Raw genomic sequence first — 19,530 nt, forward strand, 5'->3', positions numbered from 1 at the left:
ATATGCATACTATATACAAATTAAGAAAAAGTTTTTGTGAAAACCGCTATATATTACAAGAAAAAAACCTATATTTGCACGAATTTAAAATATAAATTAGGATTAAATTATTACCATATATGAAGACCATTAATGATATTTCTTGCAAAGGCAAGAGAGTATTGGTACGTGTGGATTTCAATGTTCCTGTGAATGAGCAATATGAAATCACAGATACCACACGTATTGAGGCAGCTAAGCCTACTATCTTAAAAATTGTGAACGATGGGGGAAGTGCTATTCTTCTTTCACACTTTGGACGTCCTAAAGGGAAGGATGATAAGTATTCTTTTGCTCATTTGGTAAAACAAATAGGTGAAGTACTTGGTGTACCTACCCATTTTTGCCCGGATTGTATAGGTGAAGTAGCGGAGAATACGGCTAAAAACTTACCTGCAGGTCAGGTACTCCTCCTTGAGAATGTACGTTTTCATCCCGAAGAAGAAAAAGGAGATGAGGCATTTGCTGCTAAGCTTGCTAAGCTTGGTGATGTGTACGTGAATGATGCTTTTGGCACCGCACACCGTGCCCATGCTTCTACTACTGTTTTGGCAAAATTTTTTCCTAAGGATAAGTATTTTGGGTATCTCCTTGCTAAGGAAATTGAAAGTATAGAAAAGGTAATGAAAACAGGCGAGAGACCTGTAACAGCTATTTTGGGAGGTTCTAAAGTATCCTCAAAAATTACTATCATAGAGAATATTTTGGACAAGATAGACCATCTTATTATTGGAGGTGGAATGGCTTTTACCTTTATCAAAGCGCAAGGTGGTCAGATAGGAAACTCTATTTGTGAAGATGATAAGTTGGATTTGGCTTTGGATATTCTTAAGAAAGCTAAGGAAAAAGGAGTACAAGTGCACTTACCTGTAGATGTGGTTGCTGCTAATGATTTTAATAATAATGCCTCTACACAAGTGGTAGCTATTGACCAGATTCCTAATGGTTGGCAAGGCTTGGATGCAGGAGAAAAATCTTTAGAGAATTTTAAGAAAGTAATCCTTGCTTCTAGAACTATTCTATGGAATGGACCTGTAGGAGTATTTGAGATGCCTCGTTTTGCCAAAGGGACTATTGCTGTGGGAGAATATGTAGCAGAAGCTACTGCTAAAGGAGCTTTCTCCTTAGTAGGTGGAGGGGACTCAGTGGCTGCTGTAAAGCAGTTTGGTTTTGAAAATAAAGTAAGCTATGTATCCACTGGAGGAGGAGCTATGCTTGAGAGTTTGGAAGGAAAAATACTTCCAGGGATCAGGGCTATTAATGAGTAAAAAAATATGAAATTTAAAAGAGGCTGTCTGAAAAAGATAGCCTCTTATTTTTATATAAAAAAATTATAAAAAAAAAGTAAAATTCTTAATTGAATGATAATTTTTCGTTTTTCATAAAAAAAGATTTCGTTTTAGAAAAACTTTTAGAAAAAGTATTGTAGTTTTGCATGATATTTGAAACAATAATAATGGGCAGTTACTGTTCACTATTCACTATTCATTAAATTGATGGATACAAAAGAGATATTAAAAAAAGTAAGGAAAATAGAGATTAAGACCAAAAAATTAAGTGATAATATTTTTGGTGGAGAGTATCATTCTGCTTTTAAAGGACGTGGAATGACCTTCAGTGAGGTGCGTCCATACCAATATGGAGATGATATTCGTAATATTGATTGGAATGTAACGGCTCGCTATAATGAGACCTTTGTAAAAGTATTTGAAGAGGAGCGTGAACTGACCTTGATGCTCTTAGTAGATGTTAGTGGGAGTGAATTTTTTGGTTCTTTGCAGCAGTTCAAAAATGAGATTATTACGGAAATTGCAGCTACTCTGGCTTTTGCCGCTTTGCAAAACAATGATAAAACGGGACTTATACTCTTCTCCGATCAGATAGAACTTTATATTCCTCCTAAAAAAGGCAAATCACATATCTTGCGCATTATACGTGAACTTATTGAATTCCAACCTCAAAGTAAACGTACTAATATCGCCCATGCTTTAGAATTTCTTAATAAGGTGATGAAGAAAAAAACAATTGCTTTTTTGCTCTCAGATTTTATAGGCGAAGATTACCAAAAACCTTTGCAAATAGCAGCTCGTAAGCATGACCTTACAGGAATACGCCTCTATGATCAGCGGGAAACAAGCTTACCTAATGTAGGAGTTATTTTAGTTAAGGATGCCGAAAGTGAACAGCTCTCATATATAGATACTACTTCAAAAGCTGTGCGTGACAGGTATACAAAGGATTATCAGCAGAAAGTCTCTTATTTTGAAACTACTTTCCGTCATTTAGGGGCTGGAGTACTTCAGTGTCGTACAGATGAGAGTTATACCAAAAAATTATTAGGATATTTCAAATATAGAGCCTGATTATGAACATGAAGTTTAGTTTATTATTTTGTTTTATTTTTCCTATTTGTCTTTATGGACAACAAGTGAATATTTCAGCTACACCAGATCGTAATGAGATAAAAATAGGGGAACAGATTCACTATAAAATTAGTGTAGAAACAGATTCTACTGCACGAGTATCTTTTCCTGATGCTAATCAGTTTGCTCCTTTTGAGGTGGTAACGGAAGCTCCTATAGATACTTTTAAGGAGAGAGAAAAATTTCGCTTGATAAAGGAATATGCCCTTACCCAGTTTGATTCAGGACATTATACCCTTCCTCCCTTACATATAGATATTAATAAACAGGTATATCAAACAGATTCTTTGCATTTTATAGTACAAAATGTTGCTGTAGATACCCTCAAACAACCCCTTTATGATATAAAACCAGCTATTGAAATAAAGAAAGGGAAGAAAGCATCTTTATTTTGGTATTGGTTGATGGGAGTTGTAGTCATTTCAGGAATCATTTTTAGTATTTATTGGTTTTTTCTTAGAAAAAGGCGAAAGGAAGAAAAAGATGAGATAGCCTTATTACCTCCCTTTGATAGGGCTTTGTTGAAATTAAAGAATCTAAAGGACTCTCGCTATCTCATAGAATCCAATCATAAGGAATATTATTCTGTCCTTACAGATATTGTCCGAAAGTATTTGGAAGAAGAAATACATATCTCAGCAACAGAGAGCACTACTGACGAACTTCTTACCAAATTACAAGTATTCTTGGATGCTGGAAAGTTACATCTTTCCTCTGATGTAATCAATGAACTTAGAACAGTATTACATAAGGCGGATTTGGTGAAGTTTGCTAAGTCCCAACCTGAAGATTTTGAGGCAGAGAAGGATAGAGAATCTATAGAAACAATAGTTGTAAAGACCAATGAAGGACTCCCTGATACTCCTCAAGAGGAAGATTTGCAGGATATCTATCAAAAGCAATTGTCCGAGGATCAACGTAATAAAAGACGTAAAAGATATCTTTTAATTGCTTCTGTAGCCAGTGTTCTACTTCTTGTCTTAATTGCCTGTACATGGTATGCCTTCACTGTAGGAAAAAATAAAGAAATTAGTATGGAGAATTGGTATACAAGTTCCTATGGTTATCCAGCAATAACTATTACCACTCCCCAGGTACTCAAGCGTGAGAAAAGTACTAATCAAGCAGATAAATTTGTCTATATTAATCCTAAGGATGAACTTTCTATAATGCTTATTAGCAATAGCTTAAAGGATTATATAAAAGAACTTGCCATTGAAAGGGCACAACAAGAGACACAAGCCGATGAACAATAGAAATCACAGAGTGAGAATTCTTTAGAAGAGATGGTGCTTAAGATGATAGAGGTGGAACTAGAGAAACATTTTAATGGAGAGAATATTCTCATCAAAGAGGAACCTTACACGGCTACACAAGGAGTAGCAGGGCATAAAGTATTTGGATCTTTTACAGAAAAGAAAGCGCAAAAGACAAGAAAAATGCGCTATCAAAGTTTCTTTTTTATCACAGGAGAAAACCTGCAGATGATACTTTTTACCTATCCAGAGGATGAAAAAGCGTTAGGAGCTTCGTTAGTGGAAAAGATAATGACAACTGTAGGTATTCAGTAAGTTATATAATGAAATTAGTTTTTGCCACCCATAATAGAAATAAATTAAAGGAAGTACAAAGTATGCTTCCTCGAGAGATAGAGTTACTCACATTGGATGAGATAGGATGCTTAGAGGATATTCCTGAGACGGCACCTACTATAGAAGGGAATGCTATCCAAAAGGCACAATATGTGAAAGAAAGATACGGTTATGATGTTTTTTCTGATGATACAGGCTTGGAAGTAGGTATTCTTGAGGGTGCACCAGGAGTATATTCTGCTCGGTATGCAGGGGATATGAAGGATGACCAGGCTAATATAGACCTATTGCTCAAGAATATGAGAGATAAGGAGAATAGGGAAGCCCAGTTCAAGACTATATTTGCTCTCTGTATAAATGATGAGATGCATACTTTTGAAGGAATTATTAAGGGTGAAATTACCCACTTGCGCAAGGGAGAAGGAGGGTTTGGTTATGATGCTGTTTTTATGCCAGAAGGATATGAGAAAACTTTTGCTCAGATGACTCGGCAGGAAAAGAATAATATAAGTCACAGGGGGAGGGCTCTGCAGAAGTTAGTACAATTTCTTAAGATAAGAATAGGAACCCTTGAGTAGAAATTGTCGGGGTGGCAGGATTCGAACCTACGACCTCCTGGTCCCAAACCAGGCGCGATAACCGGACTACGCTACACCCCGCAGAGGTGATCACGACAGGATTCGAACCTGTGACCGTCTGCTTAGAAGGCAGATGCTCTATCCAACTGAGCTACGTGACCTTAATTTAAAAATTAACTATGCCACAAAAATAAAGTCGGGGTGGCAGGATTCGAACCTACGACCTCCTGGTCCCAAACCAGGCGCGATAACCGGACTACGCTACACCCCGAAAAAAATAAGATAAAAAGCGGAGAGACTGGGACTCGAACCCAGGCGACAGTTACCCGCCGACAGATTAGCAATCTGCTCCGTTACCACTCCGGCACCTCTCCTAAATCATAATAAAATCACTATACGATGAACTGTAATTAACTCACAGTTGCGGGTGCAAAATTACAATTTTTTTTTATATCTACAAACTTTTAGACCTCTTTTTTTGAAAAAAATGTAAAGGAAATAATTTGCTGAAAATCAATTGTCTTAAAAAAATGTAGTAATAATTTTGTAAATTGTATTTTTTTAACTACTTTTGCAGGAATTAAAAATCATGAAGATGAAGAAAATGAAATTCCCCACTCCCTACACTATCCTTGTTATAGTAATGTGTTTGGCAGCAGCACTCACTTATTTGTTACCTGCTGGAGGTTATGATACACTCCAATATGATAAGGATAAGAATGTTTTTGTTATTCAAAGTGCGGATACTCTTTATCAAGTACCTGCTACACAGCAGGCTCTTTCTGAGCGTAGTATTTCTATAGAACTTAGCAAATTCACTGACCAGAAGATAAAAAATCCTATTTCTATTCCCAATACGTACAAGCAGAGAAAGGCAACTCCTCAAGGCTTTGTAGAAATTCTTTTTGCTCCTATTAAGGGAATATACGAAGCGGTAAGTCTTATTCTTTTCGTACTTTTTATAGGAGGATTTATAGGGGTATTCAATAGTTCCGGAGCTCTTAATGAAGGAGTTGGCTATTTAGCTCATCGCTTTAAGGGGAAAGAAGGAATTCTGATAATTGTTTTAGCAACACTTATGGCTTTAGGAGGTACTTCCTTTGGTTTGGCAGAGGAAACTTTAGCATTCTACCCTATGTTAGTTCCTATTTTCTTAGCTGCAGGTTATGACCTCTTGGTACCGTTAGCGGTGATTTTCATAGGAGCTAATGTAGGAACATTGGCTTCTACTTCCAATCCATTTGCCGTAATCATTGCCTCCGATGCAGCTGGGGTGGACTGGACTTCGGGGCTTACCATACGGGCTATTGCACTGGTATTATGCCTTACTATTAGTATTATTTATATCACTTATTATGCTGAAAAGGTAAAAAAGCATCCTGAAAAATCCTTAGTATATGGTGTAGAACTTCCTGAAATCTATACTTCTAATATTGCAAAAGGAACTACTGAATTGAAACTCTCCACTAAGATACAGTTATTGGTATTTGCTCTTACTTTTGTGGTAATGATTATAGGGGTATCCCAATGGAAATGGTGGTTTCAGGAGATGACAGGTCTGTTCTTGGCATCCGCTGTTATAATTGCTATTTTACAACGCTCGGGAGAAAAGAAGTTTGTAGAACAATTTCTTGCAGGAGCGAGAGACTTATTAGGGGTAGCTTTTATTATTGGAATTGCTCGAGGAGTATCTTTTATATTGAATGAGGGACAAATATCAGGAACAATATTATATTATGCTACTGAACTTGTAAAAGGAATGTCTCCTATGGTATTCTTACCTATAGTCATGCTAATTTTAGGAGTATTGAGTTTGTTCATTGCCTCTTCTTCAGGAATGGCAGTGCTTACCATGCCTATTATGGGAGCTTTAGCTACAGCAGTAGGTATAGGAGGAGACAAGGTGGTGAGTGCTTACCTTTTTGGTATAGGAATTATGTCACTTATCACTCCTACAGGAGTAACATTACCATCGCTTGCTATGGTAAATGTTAACTATAATCAGTGGTTAAAGTTCTGCTGGCCTCTGATTGCTATTTTTACGGTGGTACTGACAGTTTTACTATGGGTTTAAATAAGTGAAGAAAAAAGAGGCAGAAAGAAAAGACTTCAATGGCTTTGGAGTAATACCTAACTGCAACCAACTCTCGGCTTATTTTGCAAAAGACAACGGAATTAAAAAAGATATTATTAAAAAGCATCCATTCTCAGACTATTTTATAGATACATTAAACTGTCAAATTAGAAATGGCATTGGGCATTTAAAGACAGTTTTGTGTTCCGAAATCCGCCACTGTGCCAAGTGACAAAACGTTAGGCAACATTAAAAGCAACGATATGAGACAGTACCAATTTTTGAAGATTTTTCTATTTATGGTAATGGGATTCTGTTTTCTTGCAGAAACGAAAGCTCAAACAAAAACGGAAGTGCTTGTAATCGGCACAATTCATAGTGGGCACAGTAATAATCCGAATTATTCATATCAAGATATTCTGAATATTTTAGGCACTTACAATCCTGATGTAATTTGTGTAGAAATACCACCATCTTATTTTAGAAAGCAATCCTACCTCAAAGAAATGATGATAGCTTCAATATATGGTTTTGATAATAATAAGAAAGTTTATCCGATTGATTGGTGGGAAACTCTATCGGATGCTCGTGCTGAAAGGAGTAAATATATCAAAACCGATGATTATAAAACAAAAAGTCAACAAGCCGATTCGTTAGTAAAGAACAATCGCATAATGCAGGCATTCGTAGAGAAATATGGCACTATGGATAGCATCTGGAAAAATAATAAAATGGGATATGAGTTTTTCAACGGCAAAGATTACAACAACTACATCCGAGAGATGTATACTATATCAATCCGTGTGTATGGGGACGGATGCATGAATTTATATTCGGAGTTGCGGAATGCCAAAATGATGGAATTAATCAACACTGCTATCGCCGAAAACAAAGGGAAACGCATTATGATACTTACAGGAGCTGAACATAAGTACTATTTTGATATTGCTTTGTCAAAACAAGAAGATGTGCAATTAGTTAACTTTGAGAAGTTATTACCTTTAAAAACAATAGTTCCAACCTCAAACATAATAGGATTTATTAAAAATGATTTGGCAAAAGGTTATTATGATATGTCAGATACTTCTTCCATAGATGTCTTGTATCAAAATGCATTAGTTCCTCTGATTCATGGAATAGGAATGGATGATAACCCCAATATTATACCTGTTGAAAATATAAGAAAAGCTATATCCGTTGTAGCTGAATGGGAATCTCAACGCTCAAGATCAGCAGTATTGCAGTTTGAGAAAGCGTGGATTAGATTTTTAGAAAAAGATTATTTCGGTGCGATTAAAATATCGAAAAGCATTACCAAAAAATTAAATGAATTACCAAAAGAAAAGCATTGGTTTTTTGTAGTATATTATTGGCGTAATTTAGGTTTTTGTTATGACATGACCAACCAAAGAGATAAGGCTATAAAAGCTTATCAAGAATGTAAAAAAGCATGTAAAACATTGGGCGTTAATATGAATGTTGCAGAAAAATATATTTACAAAAACTTTGAGAATGAGCCTTACATAAGAGAACAGAACAAATAACATTGCCTGATAGAGGCTTTATGTTAGGCGGGGTTACATGCAAATTTGAAGTTTTTGTACTTCGCATCTGCGTTAGAACGAGTTGAGGCTGTCCGAAAAGGGCAGCCTCTTTCTTAAAGGTTTTTCTCCCTTTCAAGGGGAGAGAGGATTTTTTACTCTTCATTTTCTACTATTTTCACTTTTATCACTCTCTGATTAAATCTTCTGTAGAAATAGGGAATTTTGTATAGCATTCTGAAGATGAAGGGATAGCGTCCTTTATTAAAATCACTCATAAAGTATTCCTTCTCTATATGAATCTTAGGATTCCACGCCTCCAAGGTGTGACTATTGAGTTCACTCCATTTAAATTCAGGGCGCTGATTTTCTTCCATAGTCCCTAAGGAATCATGTACCTTAGCATGTCCTACTAAGGCATAAGCCAACATATCAAAAAGAAAAACAGCCTCATTTAATTCATGGCAAAGAGTCTCAAAAAAGGCTTTTATATCCTTTCTTTCAAAATACATAAGAACACCTTCTACAATGATAAGGATGGGTTTTTGGGGAGCCTTTATAAGAGTTATCCATTGAGAGTCAAATAAGGAGAGGGATAGGAATGTCCTTCGTTCACTTTCTTGGAAGAATTTTTTACGCAATTCAATCACCTCAGGGAGGTCAAGCTCATACCAATGGGTTACATTAGGGCATCCTATACGCTCATAACGAGCATCCAAGCCGGATCCTAGCTGGATAACCACTGCATCGGGATGGTCTGATATAAAGGCTTGAACTTCCTTATCTATAAGGCTTGCCCTGAGACAAACCCCCGCTTGACTGAACTTGGATTTTTTGAATTTAGAAAAATCATAATCTATCTGAGAAATCATTTCTTGAGCTTTCTCATCTACCAAAAAAGGTTGCTTATAGTGACACTCTTCAGCTTTAGCCCATAAAGTAATGAGCATAGTTTCAGGTATTTTTCCTAAAGATTGTAGGTTCTCTGTATTCATTTTCTTGCTAAAAATTATTCTATCTTGAGAAAATAGTAAATAGATGTGAGATAATGTACCAATGAGAGATTTACAGACATTGGCACATTAAGATTTAATTAAAATGCATGGAAAAAGGATGCATTTCCTATAGTAGAAAGCAATTTTTCAGTAGTATTAGTGGTAGGATTATAGCTAAAGAGTCCTATTTTATCTGTACCAAAGGCAGCAAATACTACTAAATCTTTATATTTACCTATGTAAATACTATGCCCATCAGTAAGAGGAATGCCGTCTATTTTTTTAATGGTTTTTGCATTAAGGTCTATGAGTACTGCCATTGAATTTTTTGCAGTATAAGCATTATCACCATTGAGTTCTGTAATACCTACATAGGCAGCAACCTTTCCGTTTCCTATGTACTGACAGTTATAAACAGCAGCAGGTTTATAGGAAGTGCCTTCAATAGTAGTCGTAGAGATATCCCATGATTTAGCAGTATCAAACTCATTGCTTCCCTTGTTAAGAGCAATAAATCCACACTTGGTATTATTAAGGTTATATCCAAAATATCCTGCTGTAGCCATATATAGATCACCTACTTCATTGGTGAAGATCATGCCACTACATTGAGACATAGGACGTGTAGGGAAAGTAAGACCCGTAACTTTTTCGGAAGCTATTTTCTCCACCTTATCGGTTTGGATATCAATAATAGCCACATCACATTGCTGATAGTCAGCATAAGGCTGCCAGCTTTTTGCAGGGTCTATTTGGTTAAGGCATAGGTAGTATTTGCCGTCTCGAATAAGTCCCATAGCAGGCTCCGGACTAGCGTCCCCATGAGCATAGGAATTAAGCGCAATTTCCCCTGTTCTCTGCATAGTTTTAGGATTGATGATCCATACTACGCCTTGGGTATAGAGCGGTAGATAGGCTTTGGTATCACTTACCTTTTCAAGATGTCCTATCATAGAACCTGCAGGAGTATCAAGATGAGCTCTTTTGGTAAGTCGTTGGTCAGTAGGATTATATGTCCAAAGAGTAACCCCTCCGACCCCTTTCATGGTATCGAAGATATAGACTTCATTACCAATTACTTGTACCGAAGAACCAAATTCTGTTTGTTCGGCTTTTGAATTATCTATTTCTCCTGATAAGTTATTGAAAAGCTGTAAATAGGAACTGCCACTCATACCGTCACCATTCTTAGTGGATGTCTCTAAGAGATACTTACCTGAACTTTTGGAGATAATAGTAGGGTTTGTAGGATTGTTATTGTCATCTTTTTTACAAGAGACACTAAGTAGTGCTAAAGAGCATACTGTTAAGAAAAATTTTGAGTACATAATATATTAACTTTTATTTATTTGTATAAGTGAGTTAAAATCTCATTTTTATATTGATATAATTTTATTTAAAATATGACTCTAAGTTTTATTCCTCCATTAATACCCATGAGAGGTTTGTTGAACTCAGAGAGTGTTTTCTCATTGGTGAGATTACGTATTTTGCCAGAGATAAAGAGTTTGCGATTGAAAAAGCTATGTTCTATACCTATATCAAAGGTAGTGCTACGGGGAATACGACGCTTGTCAAGTTGCGTCATTTCAAAATCATAGAAATATTCCTCTATGAAAGTACCATCTATGAAAATACGTGTATTTTGTCCAGTGCCCCCAAAGAGATTTTCTTGGTGGAACTCTATTCCAGCATTTGCCATTAAGTAAGGAATATTAGGCATTCGCTTGTTTTTGGTAGGATTAGGAACAGTACTTGTAGTTTCATAGTCACGTATATCTCTTAAATCCTGATAAGTAGTATTCACATAAGCATAGAGGAAAGGGAGTACATCTGCTTTAGCTTCGAATTCTACCCCTATAGTACGCATTTCGCCAAAGTTTTGGTACTGTGCCCCGATGAGTCCGGCGGTATAGCGTATCATATCCTTCAGGTGCATATAGAAAAAATTCATTTCTACCTGTGCATTTGTTGGGTGTTTTCCTACAAGGTCAAAAAGTAACCCTAAGTTAGCACTGGTATTGCGCTCAGGGAGAAGTTCCCCACTGGGAATAATACCGATACCATCCCCCAAGAGTTCACTTTCTGAAGGGATACGCACATCATATCCTATAGAAAATTTTCCCATAAGAGAGGGAAGAAAACGATAACGCATAGCATTATTGAGACCGAAATTGCTTTTGTTGAGATTTACCTCATACTGGTTCCCTACAAAGAGAGGAGTCATTTGAGTGTGCATGGTATAGAGATAGTAACGACCTGTAAGTGAGTTAAGAAACTTATCATCAGAGGTACGGAAATCGTAGGTAAGACCACTTACCCAACTGAGCATTTGTGAATCAAAATTCACCTGCTTGCCTAAACTTAATTTCTTAAGGTCATCCTTGGGCTTACCATGTGCTATAGAAAGTACAGAATTGAAATTGAGAGAATGCCGTTCATTAAGGATATACTCTAAGTTGGTTTTGTTAATAAAAGAAAGTTTCTTGTCATCGGAATCTGATGGATAATTATAACCTACTTCACCACCATAACGGGAGGTAGTGGGAAAGGAAGAACCATCCCATTCATAACGGCGAGTAGCTTTATCAATGAAATTCATTCGAGTGAATACCACCCCATTGAACATATCAAAATTAAGTCCTTCAGTAAGGAAATTGTCTTTTTCTAATTTGTTAGAGAGTCCTGCCATTAAGGATTTGCTATGAGCCTCACGTATATCATATTCTATTCCTTGTATTTCTTTATAGGTTTTTACGATAACAGGTTCTAATTCTACTTCATCAAACCACCATTTTTTTGCTTTAAGGCTACCACCGATGATAATCTTTTGAAACTTATCGTGGTTACGAGTGATGCGTAAGCCTTTTCTGTAAGGGGAATCAAAAGTATAATTATTATCAGAAGAAGTATATCCTCCTCCTATACCAAAAATGAGTCCACGTTCTTTAAGGTTCCGCTTGAGAACAGCTTGTAGTTTGTGAGTGTTATAGGATTCAATACTATAGCTTAAGTCAGCATATTTGTCAGGATATTCACGAATAACAATATTCACAGCCCCACCGAGGGAAGAACCTCCAAAGCGTGCAGGGACTACTCCTTTATATATCTCAATACGGTCAATCATATCAATGGGGATATCATTGATATCGATATAATCCGTTTGTTCTGCTAAAGGGAGTTCATCTATAAAAAAGCCGATACGCTTACCTTCCAGTCCTCTGACAGAGATACGGGAGCTACTGCCCACTCCTCCTGAGGAGCGCAAGGTAACTCCTACTGTTTTTACTAAAATATCCTGTACACTGCTTACGGTACCTCGCATATTGGATATATCAATCACAGTAACGGGCATAGCTTCTTCTTTTTTCTGATGAGCAATGGTTTTGGCAGTGAATACCATTTCTCCAATTTCTTTTTTTTCTTCTTTAAGAGAAACATTCATGCGTGTTTGCCCACTAATAGTAATTTTTTTATTTACAGTCTGATAACCAAGATAATAAAAGGATACAATATAAGTGCCCAAAGGAAGATTATGGATTTGATAGTTTCCTTTCTCGTCGGCACTTGTGCCTAAGTTTAGTTCTTTAATGATAATATCAGCCTTAATTAAAGGTTCTCCAGTGGTTTTGTCGATGACTTTTCCTGAAAGGGTACCTTTGTTCTGACTATAAAAAGGAATAGAAAAAAGAAAAAATAATATGAAAAGGATTCTTTTTGGCAACATGTAAATAAAATTTTGATATTCCAGAATTTTTATTTAATTTTGTTCTAAATACTAAGAACGCGCAAAATTACAATAAATCAAAAGGAAAGAGTTTCATTTCCTTAGCAAAAGTTTTAATTTCCATAGCAAATCAAGATGAAAGTTATAAAAGAACAGGTACCACAAGGGGGAAATACTAAGATAGAAATACCTATAATGCGTACAGAAGCAGATATAGATAAGTATTATGGATATATGAAGAATAAGGCAGGTGAGTTTGTTATAGATGCTAAGCTCATAGGAGAGTATAATTATTATTCGTGGCGAGCACAAGTGAAGGATGATTATACTTTTGAAGGGAAAATGGCTATTCCTTCAGTGCGGTTCTATTTTTTAATTAGAAGTAGAAGAGGGGTTTATGTAGAGGTAGGGAAAGCAATGAATAACTATGCGAGAGCGGGAGCTCATAATGTATTCTTTTGCAAAGAAGAATGTTTGGGGAAGGATAGGTTCTTCAAGGAAGATAATGTAGAGGTAATCAGTATAGCAATAAGCGAGGCGCAGTTTGCAGAAATGGCATGCAAATATCCAGAAACTTTTATTAATATATATCAAAAATTCCAGAAAGAAGGTAATTTCTTTCTTAGGAGTGAGCAATGCTTTGTAACTTCTTTTCAGATGATGAATGTATTGCAACAACTCAAGAATAGCCATTTATTAGGGAAAGGGGCTAAGGTTTATGCCGATTTAAAAATGTTAGAACTCTTTCTATTACAATTTCAAGAAGAAATAGCGGATCATTCCTATCAATATTGTAAAACTCATTCAGATATAGATAAGATACATGAGGTAAGTGACAGAATCATTAGTGATTTGCAACATACTCCCTCTATAAGTGAATTGGCACGGGAAGTTGGACTCAATGAGAAGAAATTGTGTTACGGATTCAAGGAAGTATTTGGTAATACTATTTTTGGCTATTTATATGATTATAAAATGCATCTTGCCCAACAACTTTTGTTATATACAGAAAAGTCCATCAGTGAGGTAGCTTTGCAGTGTGGGTATGAATATCTTTCACATTTCTCTACTGCTTTTAAGCGCAAATATGGGATTACTCCGCAGGGGATGAGAGAAACTATTACCAATAAGTCCCTGTTAAGAAAGTAAGGCGAATGAAGGTGAGTGTACTTTGCTCAGTCAAATGGATGGGAGTGTCCAGGTCTTGAATTTCTTCCTCGTTAATAAATACAGCAAAAAGTCCATCGGTAAAGGCGAGCATTGCTGTATCAATGGCTTTGTTTAGGTCGGCAAGTTGTCGGTTCTCTTTCTCACCAAAGGTAATTTTCCCCGCTTGGGCTTGTTCTCCTATTTCTTTAGCACTGAGGAAGGGCAGGAGAGAAGTATCCTCACGAGAATCATTGAAGCGCCTGACCTCGCTCTTCACACATTCAGTAATTAGCTCCCGTAAAGTTTTGGGGTGTTTTTCCAAACTGATGTCAATGATTTTTATCTTCTTCTTTCCTAATTTTTTCAATTGGATTTGCATGATATTACCCTAATTATAGTTCTCGTATATTCTTAAGGAAAATCCATTTCATGAGAATGACTTCCTTACCTTCCTCTTTTTTAAAGGCAGCAAATCGAGGGGCTAATATGATGGATAGAATTCCTGTAATAAGGAAAGCAATCATGTAGGTGAGATTAGGAAAAAAATAGAGCACTCCCCATCGGATAAGGATAAAAAGAACTCCAAAACAGAGAAAATTTAATAGAAAAGCACGACCTTTAGCTGACATTCGTTAAGTATTTAAGTTAGCACCTTCTACTATGTGGGCAGGCATGTCCCTGAAAAGCACCACAACTGCTTGCCAATGTTCCTAAAGAGAGGATTATACAAATAATTTTAAACCATTTCATATTCTTATAATTGTTTGTGTTTCTATTTATAAACACCATAGCTGGTGTATTTTTCCATTCTTTTTTCCACAAGTTTCTCCACAGTGAGTTTGGAGAGTTTTTTATAGGTATCCTCAATAGCTTTTTTAACGCTTTCAAAGATAGCCGGTTTGTCTCGATGAGCCCCTCCAAGAGGTTCTTTGATAATATCGTCAATGAGTCCATTAGCCTTCATGTCCTTAGCAGTAAGTTTAAGGGCATCTGCAGCACGCTCTTTATACTCCCAACTACGCCAAAGGATAGAGGAACAGGATTCAGGAGAGATTACGGAATACCAAGTATTTTCAAGCATGAATACTTTATCTCCTACTCCTATACCGAGGGCTCCTCCAGAGGCTCCTTCTCCTATGATAAAGACGATAATGGGTACTTGTAATCGAGACATTTCCAACAGGTTACGAGCGATAGCCTCTCCTTGTCCTCTTTCTTCAGCCTCTATACCAGGATAAGCACCAGGTGTATCAATAAAGGTAACCACGGGAATATTGAATTTCTCAGCGGATTTCATTAGGCGCAATGCCTTTCGGTACCCTTCAGGGTTAGGCATCCCAAAGTTGCGATATTGGCGACTCTTGGTATTATTCCCTTTTTGTTGTCCGATGAACATATAGGATTGATTGCCAATCTTTCCTAAGCCTCCCACCATTGCTTTATCATCTCCTACAGTACGATCTCCATGAAGTTCTATGAAGGTATTACCACAGAGTGCGTGAATATAATCAAGGGCATAAGGGCGGTCAATATGCCGAGATACTTGTACACGCTGCCAAGGAGTAAGATTTTCATAGATATCTTTTTTTACTTGGTCTAATCGTTTAGTGAGTTTTTTACAAGTATCAGAAACATCTACATTACTTTCATTTCCGAGGGCAATACATTTATCTAACTGTTCTTCAAGTTCCTTAATAGGAAGCTCAAAATCTAAATATTCCATATTCTTTAAGTTTGATTATAGAGATGTGGTCAAAAAATCTACCATATTCAGCGGTGCAAAAGTACGCATTTTTTTTCTAAAAAAGCAAAAATTTAACGTAGGTTCGTCAATTGCCATAAGAAAGCCTTTTTTATGTTCTATTAGCTGATGTAATTCCAAATACCTCTGTTTCTTTTAAGTAAGGAAAGGGTATTGGCAACATTTACATGAGAGGGGTCGGTCAGTTCAGGGTCTATGTGGATCAGGTCAGTGGCATAATCACGAGCGACTTTCAAGAGTGCTCCATCCTTGACCAAGTCGGCAATTTTTAGGGCAAGAACGCCACTTTGTTGTTTGCCCATAAGGTCACCAGGTCCTCTGAGTTTTAGATCTACTTCAGCGATTTGAAAGCCATCATTGGTGGCGACCATAGTTTCCATACGGGTACGAGAATCATGACTGAGTTTTACATCCGTCATCAGGATGCAATAGCTTTGTTCAGCCCCACGTCCTACGCGTCCACGGAGTTGGTGGAGTTGTGAGAGCCCGAAGCGTTCAGCACTTTCTATAAGCATGACCGAAGCATTAGGCACATTGACTCCTACTTCTATGACGGTAGTAGCTACCATGATTTGGGCTTTTCCTTCTTGGAAGAGTTGCATTTGGGCTTCTTTCTCTTCAGGTTTGAGCTGTCCGTGTACCATAGCAATGGTATATTCAGGAGCAGGAAAGGCGCTACAGAGTTGCTGGTAGCCTTCGGTAAGGTTCTTGAAAGAAAGAGCCTCGGATTCTTCTATAAGGGGATAGACTACGTATATTTGCCGTCCCTTGGTGATTTCATCATGAAGAAATTGATATATTTTCCCCCGATGGGTATCATATTGATGAATGGTTTTGATTGGTTTCCTTCCAGGAGGAAGTTCATCAATAACAGAAATATCCAAATCACCATATAAGCTCATGGCTAAGGTACGGGGGATAGGTGTGGCGGACATGATTAGCACATGAGGCGGAAGCTCATTTTTGTGCCAGAGTTTAGAGCGTTGTTCTACTCCAAACCTATGTTGTTCATCTATAATTGCTAAGCCTAAGTTATGAAACCTTACCTTATCCTCCAGTAGGGCGTGTGTACCTATCACTATTTGTAGTTGACCATTTTCCAGTGACTGATGAATGAGGTGTCTTTCTTTAGTTTTTGTACTTCCTGTAAGGAGGGCAATGTGTACATTTGTATGAGCTAATAAGGAGGATATACCTTGAAAATGTTGTTGTGCAAGGATTTCTGTAGGTGCCATAAGACAAGCTTGGTAATGATTATCCAAGGCTAAAAGCATAGCAAAAAGTGCTACGATGGTTTTTCCAGCTCCTACATCTCCTTGTAAGAGGCGGTTCATTTGTGCTCCTGTTGCCATATCATTACGGATTTCCTTAATTACTCGCTTTTGTGCTTCGGTTAGTGGAAAGGGAAGATATTGATAATAGAAAGTATTAAAATAATCTCCTACTTTTGGGAATAGAAACCCTTTCAATTTCTTATTTAGATAATTTTTCTGTATCAGTTGTAATTGTATATAAAAGAGTTCTTCTAACTTAAGCCTGAACTGTGCTTTGGCTAAAAGGTCTTGTGACTGAGGAAAATGAATCTGAAAGAGGGCTTCTCCCTTTGGAAGCAATCGTAATGGTTGGAGCATTTCATTAGGTAGGGTTTCTTGGAAGTCCTTACCTACTTCATGAAAGAGAGTCTCGAAGAGCCTGCGCATTACTCGCTGGGTAATACCTCTTTTAGTAAGTTTTTCAGTAGAAGGGTATACCGCTTGTATATTTCCTTGCAGCGTGTTTTGATGTTCCTCAAGAGTTTCCATTTCAGGATGTACCATGGAAAAAGTTCCTGCGAAGAGGGAACATCTGCCAAAGATCACATAAGGCACATTTAGTAATAGATGATCTTTAAGCCATTGAGAAGGGTGAAACCAAATAAGTTCCATACTTGCAGTACCATCGGTAAAGGTAGCCACAAGTCTCTGCTGTCTTTTATTTTTTCCAGTTACTGTTTTAAGGTGAATAATACGTCCAATAATCTGTACTTCAGCAGAGGAGTCTCTTAAATCCTGTATTTTATAGTATTGTGTTCTATCAATATATCGCGTAGGAAACAGGTGTAGCAAATCCTGATAATTAGCTACTTGAAGTTCATTCTTGAGTAGGGTAGCGCGCTGGGTGCCCACTCCTCTTAGGTGTTCAATGGGTGTTTCCAGTATAACCATATAGGGTTTAAGTATTTAAGAATTCCACAGTAACTATGCCATCAGAGTCTATTTTCTTTAGAACCACAGGTTGCAAGGTGTTAATGAGATTAGGGTTCCAGGGTGTTTTTACCTTTACGTAATTCTCTGTGAATCCGTGCATGAATCCATCCTTGTTATCACTTTCAAAGAGTACTTTATGGGTAGTGCCTAATTGTTTTTCATAGAAATAATGTCGCTTTTTTGCTGAGAGTCCACGTAACATACGGCTTCGTTTGGCGCGTATCTCACTGGGAACAACTCCTTCCATCTTTACGGCTTCGGTATTGTCACGTTCGGAATAGGTGAATACATGTAGGTAAGAGATATCCAGTTCGTTAAGAAAATGATAGGTTTCTAAGAAATGCTCATCTGTTTCTCCAGGAAAACCTACGATAACATCTACTCCTATGCAGGCATCAGGCATTTCCTCTTTGATTTTAGCCACACGATTCTGGTAGAGTTCTCTGAGGTAGCGGCGCTTCATCTTCTTTAAGATATCATTGCTGCCACTTTGTAAAGGAATATGGAAATGAGGAACAAAGCTACGACTTTGAGCAACAAAAGCAATGGTTTCATCCTTAAGCAGATTAGGTTCAATGGAGGAGATACGTAAGCGTTCTATTCCCTCTACTGTATCCAGCGCTTGGATGAGTTCTAAAAAAGTGTGTTCATGCTTCTTATTACCGAATTCTCCTTTTCCATAATCCCCTATATTTACCCCAGTAAGTACGATTTCTTTGATGTTATTCTCAGATATTTTTTTAGCATTCTTCAAGATATTTTCAATAGTATCACTACGGGAGATACCTCGTGCCATAGGAATGGCACAATAGGTGCATTTGTAGTCACAGCCATCTTGTATCTTTAGGAAAGCACGTGTACGGTCACCTATGGAATAACTTCCTACATAGAAATCGGCTTCATTGATGTCACAGGAATGTACTTGTCCTTTATTGAGCTTGGTAAGGTCATCAATATATTGAGTGATATTGAATTTTTCTTTAGCGCCTAATACCAAATCCACTCCATCTACTGCAATGAGGTCTTCCGGTTTAAGTTGAGCATAACAACCTATGGCAGCTATAAAAGCATTTTCATTATGTTTTAAGGCTTTACGTACAATTTGCTTAAATTGTTTATCTGCATTTTCAGTAACAGAACAAGTGTTAATTACATATATGTCGGCAGGTTCTTCAAAGTCTACCTTATCAAATCCTTCGTTTTCAAAGCTACGAGCAATAGTTGCTGTTTCAGCAAAATTTAGCTTACAACCCAAAGTGTAGAAGGCAACACGTTTTTTCATAGATATAAAGTAAGATTTAGTAAAAAATCACAAACTCATCAGAGGAGCCTTTTCAAACTCGGCGCAAAGGTACAAAAAACTATTTAATTAATGTAATTTGCCTGTTCTGTAAGGTAATTATT

The 19,530-nt window shown here is 37.1% G+C and carries 17 protein-coding genes and 4 tRNA genes; 9 read left to right on the forward strand and 12 right to left on the reverse strand.

From position 1 onward, the window contains the following. The first annotated feature begins 119 nt into the window (after positions 1-119). From VJJ03_RS08775 to VJJ03_RS08795, 5 genes are all read left to right on the forward strand, one after another. On the forward strand, positions 120-1,307 hold the full coding sequence (locus VJJ03_RS08775) for a phosphoglycerate kinase (protein ID WP_009746096.1): 1,188 nt from the start codon (positions 120-122) through the stop codon (positions 1,305-1,307). Between the two features lie 228 nt (positions 1,308-1,535). Beyond that, on the forward strand, positions 1,536-2,402 hold the full coding sequence (locus VJJ03_RS08780; protein ID WP_009746095.1) for a DUF58 domain-containing protein: 867 nt from the start codon (positions 1,536-1,538) through the stop codon (positions 2,400-2,402). 2 nt (positions 2,403-2,404) lie between these two features. Next, positions 2,405-3,718: a BatD family protein gene (locus VJJ03_RS08785; RefSeq protein WP_323975071.1), complete on the forward strand. Its 1,314-nt coding sequence runs from the start codon at positions 2,405-2,407 to the stop codon at positions 3,716-3,718. A gap of 51 nt (positions 3,719-3,769) precedes the next feature. After that, positions 3,770-4,033, forward strand: coding sequence for a hypothetical protein (locus tag VJJ03_RS08790; RefSeq protein ID WP_323975073.1), 264 nt, complete (start codon positions 3,770-3,772; stop codon positions 4,031-4,033). 8 nt (positions 4,034-4,041) lie between these two features. Beyond that, positions 4,042-4,632, forward strand: a complete 591-nt coding sequence (locus tag VJJ03_RS08795) for a non-canonical purine NTP diphosphatase (RefSeq protein ID WP_323975075.1) — start codon at positions 4,042-4,044, stop codon at positions 4,630-4,632. A gap of 6 nt (positions 4,633-4,638) precedes the next feature. On the opposite strand, the gene VJJ03_RS08800 is transcribed toward VJJ03_RS08795, so the two are convergent. The 4 genes from VJJ03_RS08800 to VJJ03_RS08815 form a co-directional block, all read right to left on the reverse strand. After that, positions 4,639-4,713, reverse strand: a tRNA-Pro gene (locus VJJ03_RS08800). A 6-nt stretch (positions 4,714-4,719) separates the two neighbouring features. Then, positions 4,720-4,793 (reverse strand) — tRNA-Arg (locus VJJ03_RS08805). A 35-nt stretch (positions 4,794-4,828) separates the two neighbouring features. Continuing rightward, positions 4,829-4,903, reverse strand: a tRNA-Pro gene (locus VJJ03_RS08810). A gap of 19 nt (positions 4,904-4,922) precedes the next feature. Next, positions 4,923-5,006 (reverse strand) — tRNA-Ser (locus tag VJJ03_RS08815). A 221-nt stretch (positions 5,007-5,227) separates the two neighbouring features. Between VJJ03_RS08815 and VJJ03_RS08820 the strand changes: the two genes are divergently transcribed. From VJJ03_RS08820 to VJJ03_RS08830, 3 genes are read left to right on the forward strand one after another with little or no spacing between them, the layout of a single operon-like run. Further along, a complete protein-coding gene (locus VJJ03_RS08820; RefSeq protein WP_323975077.1) occupies positions 5,228-6,706 on the forward strand; it encodes a YfcC family protein in 1,479 nt (492 codons plus the stop codon). A gap of 4 nt (positions 6,707-6,710) precedes the next feature. Then, on the forward strand, positions 6,711-6,938 hold the full coding sequence (locus VJJ03_RS08825; protein ID WP_323975079.1) for a hypothetical protein: 228 nt from the start codon (positions 6,711-6,713) through the stop codon (positions 6,936-6,938). A gap of 31 nt (positions 6,939-6,969) precedes the next feature. Then, positions 6,970-8,250 carry a DUF5694 domain-containing protein gene (locus tag VJJ03_RS08830; protein WP_323975081.1) on the forward strand — a complete coding sequence of 427 codons (1,281 nt, stop codon included), beginning with the start codon at positions 6,970-6,972 and terminating at the stop codon, positions 8,248-8,250. Between the two features lie 152 nt (positions 8,251-8,402). Here VJJ03_RS08830 and VJJ03_RS08835 read toward each other — a convergent pair whose 3' ends face one another. From VJJ03_RS08835 to VJJ03_RS08845, 3 genes are all read right to left on the reverse strand, one after another. After that, entirely contained in the window at positions 8,403-9,242 is an 840-nt protein-coding gene (locus VJJ03_RS08835; protein WP_323975082.1) for a class I SAM-dependent methyltransferase, read from the reverse strand. A gap of 98 nt (positions 9,243-9,340) precedes the next feature. Next, the gene (locus VJJ03_RS08840) at positions 9,341-10,570 is read right to left on the reverse strand and encodes a hypothetical protein (RefSeq protein ID WP_323975084.1); all 1,230 of its coding nucleotides are present in this window, start codon (positions 10,568-10,570) and stop codon (positions 9,341-9,343) included. 68 nt (positions 10,571-10,638) lie between these two features. Further along, entirely contained in the window at positions 10,639-12,969 is a 2,331-nt protein-coding gene (locus VJJ03_RS08845; protein ID WP_323975086.1) for a TonB-dependent receptor, read from the reverse strand. A 135-nt stretch (positions 12,970-13,104) separates the two neighbouring features. On the opposite strand from VJJ03_RS08845, the gene VJJ03_RS08850 reads away from it, so the two are divergent. Continuing rightward, on the forward strand, positions 13,105-14,118 hold the full coding sequence (locus VJJ03_RS08850; RefSeq protein ID WP_323975087.1) for an AraC family transcriptional regulator: 1,014 nt from the start codon (positions 13,105-13,107) through the stop codon (positions 14,116-14,118). On the opposite strand, the gene VJJ03_RS08855 is transcribed toward VJJ03_RS08850, so the two are convergent. From VJJ03_RS08855 to mtaB, 5 genes are all read right to left on the reverse strand, one after another. Continuing rightward, the gene (locus VJJ03_RS08855) at positions 14,090-14,497 is read right to left on the reverse strand and encodes a hypothetical protein (RefSeq protein WP_323975089.1); all 408 of its coding nucleotides are present in this window, start codon (positions 14,495-14,497) and stop codon (positions 14,090-14,092) included. The genes VJJ03_RS08850 and VJJ03_RS08855 overlap by 29 nt on opposite strands. A gap of 13 nt (positions 14,498-14,510) precedes the next feature. Beyond that, a complete protein-coding gene (locus VJJ03_RS08860; protein WP_009746083.1) occupies positions 14,511-14,747 on the reverse strand; it encodes a hypothetical protein in 237 nt (78 codons plus the stop codon). 143 nt (positions 14,748-14,890) lie between these two features. Next, positions 14,891-15,841, reverse strand: a complete 951-nt coding sequence (locus VJJ03_RS08865; RefSeq protein ID WP_009746082.1) for an acetyl-CoA carboxylase carboxyltransferase subunit alpha — start codon at positions 15,839-15,841, stop codon at positions 14,891-14,893. A gap of 140 nt (positions 15,842-15,981) precedes the next feature. Continuing rightward, on the reverse strand, positions 15,982-18,084 hold the full coding sequence (gene recG / locus VJJ03_RS08870; RefSeq protein WP_009746080.1) for an ATP-dependent DNA helicase RecG: 2,103 nt from the start codon (positions 18,082-18,084) through the stop codon (positions 15,982-15,984). Positions 18,085-18,091: 7 nt separating this feature from the next. Next, entirely contained in the window at positions 18,092-19,408 is a 1,317-nt protein-coding gene (gene mtaB, locus VJJ03_RS08875; RefSeq protein WP_009746079.1) for a tRNA (N(6)-L-threonylcarbamoyladenosine(37)-C(2))-methylthiotransferase MtaB, read from the reverse strand. Positions 19,409-19,530 lie beyond the last annotated feature (122 nt).

The organism is Capnocytophaga sp. G2 (assembly GCF_035282625.1).
In the GTDB taxonomy this organism is placed as follows: domain Bacteria; phylum Bacteroidota; class Bacteroidia; order Flavobacteriales; family Flavobacteriaceae; genus Capnocytophaga.

Bases quoted from the DNA above. Each gene is read 5' to 3' on its own strand.
- VJJ03_RS08775 (WP_009746096.1), top strand. From the start codon at position 120: ATGAAGACCATTAATGATATTTCTTGCAAAGGCAAGAGAGTATTGGTA.
- VJJ03_RS08780 (WP_009746095.1), top strand. From the start codon at position 1,536: ATGGATACAAAAGAGATATTAAAAAAAGTAAGGAAAATAGAGATTAAG.
- VJJ03_RS08785 (WP_323975071.1), top strand. From the start codon at position 2,405: ATGAACATGAAGTTTAGTTTATTATTTTGTTTTATTTTTCCTATTTGT.
- VJJ03_RS08795 (WP_323975075.1), top strand. From the start codon at position 4,042: ATGAAATTAGTTTTTGCCACCCATAATAGAAATAAATTAAAGGAAGTA.
- VJJ03_RS08820 (WP_323975077.1), top strand. From the start codon at position 5,228: ATGAAGAAAATGAAATTCCCCACTCCCTACACTATCCTTGTTATAGTA.
- VJJ03_RS08830 (WP_323975081.1), top strand. From the start codon at position 6,970: ATGAGACAGTACCAATTTTTGAAGATTTTTCTATTTATGGTAATGGGA.
- VJJ03_RS08835 (WP_323975082.1), bottom strand. From the start codon at position 9,242: ATGAATACAGAGAACCTACAATCTTTAGGAAAAATACCTGAAACTATG.
- VJJ03_RS08840 (WP_323975084.1), bottom strand. From the start codon at position 10,570: ATGTACTCAAAATTTTTCTTAACAGTATGCTCTTTAGCACTACTTAGT.
- VJJ03_RS08845 (WP_323975086.1), bottom strand. From the start codon at position 12,969: ATGTTGCCAAAAAGAATCCTTTTCATATTATTTTTTCTTTTTTCTATT.
- VJJ03_RS08850 (WP_323975087.1), top strand. From the start codon at position 13,105: ATGAAAGTTATAAAAGAACAGGTACCACAAGGGGGAAATACTAAGATA.
- VJJ03_RS08855 (WP_323975089.1), bottom strand. From the start codon at position 14,497: ATGCAAATCCAATTGAAAAAATTAGGAAAGAAGAAGATAAAAATCATT.
- VJJ03_RS08860 (WP_009746083.1), bottom strand. From the start codon at position 14,747: ATGTCAGCTAAAGGTCGTGCTTTTCTATTAAATTTTCTCTGTTTTGGA.
- VJJ03_RS08865 (WP_009746082.1), bottom strand. From the start codon at position 15,841: ATGGAATATTTAGATTTTGAGCTTCCTATTAAGGAACTTGAAGAACAG.
- recG (WP_009746080.1), bottom strand. From the start codon at position 18,084: ATGGTTATACTGGAAACACCCATTGAACACCTAAGAGGAGTGGGCACC.
- mtaB (WP_009746079.1), bottom strand. From the start codon at position 19,408: ATGAAAAAACGTGTTGCCTTCTACACTTTGGGTTGTAAGCTAAATTTT.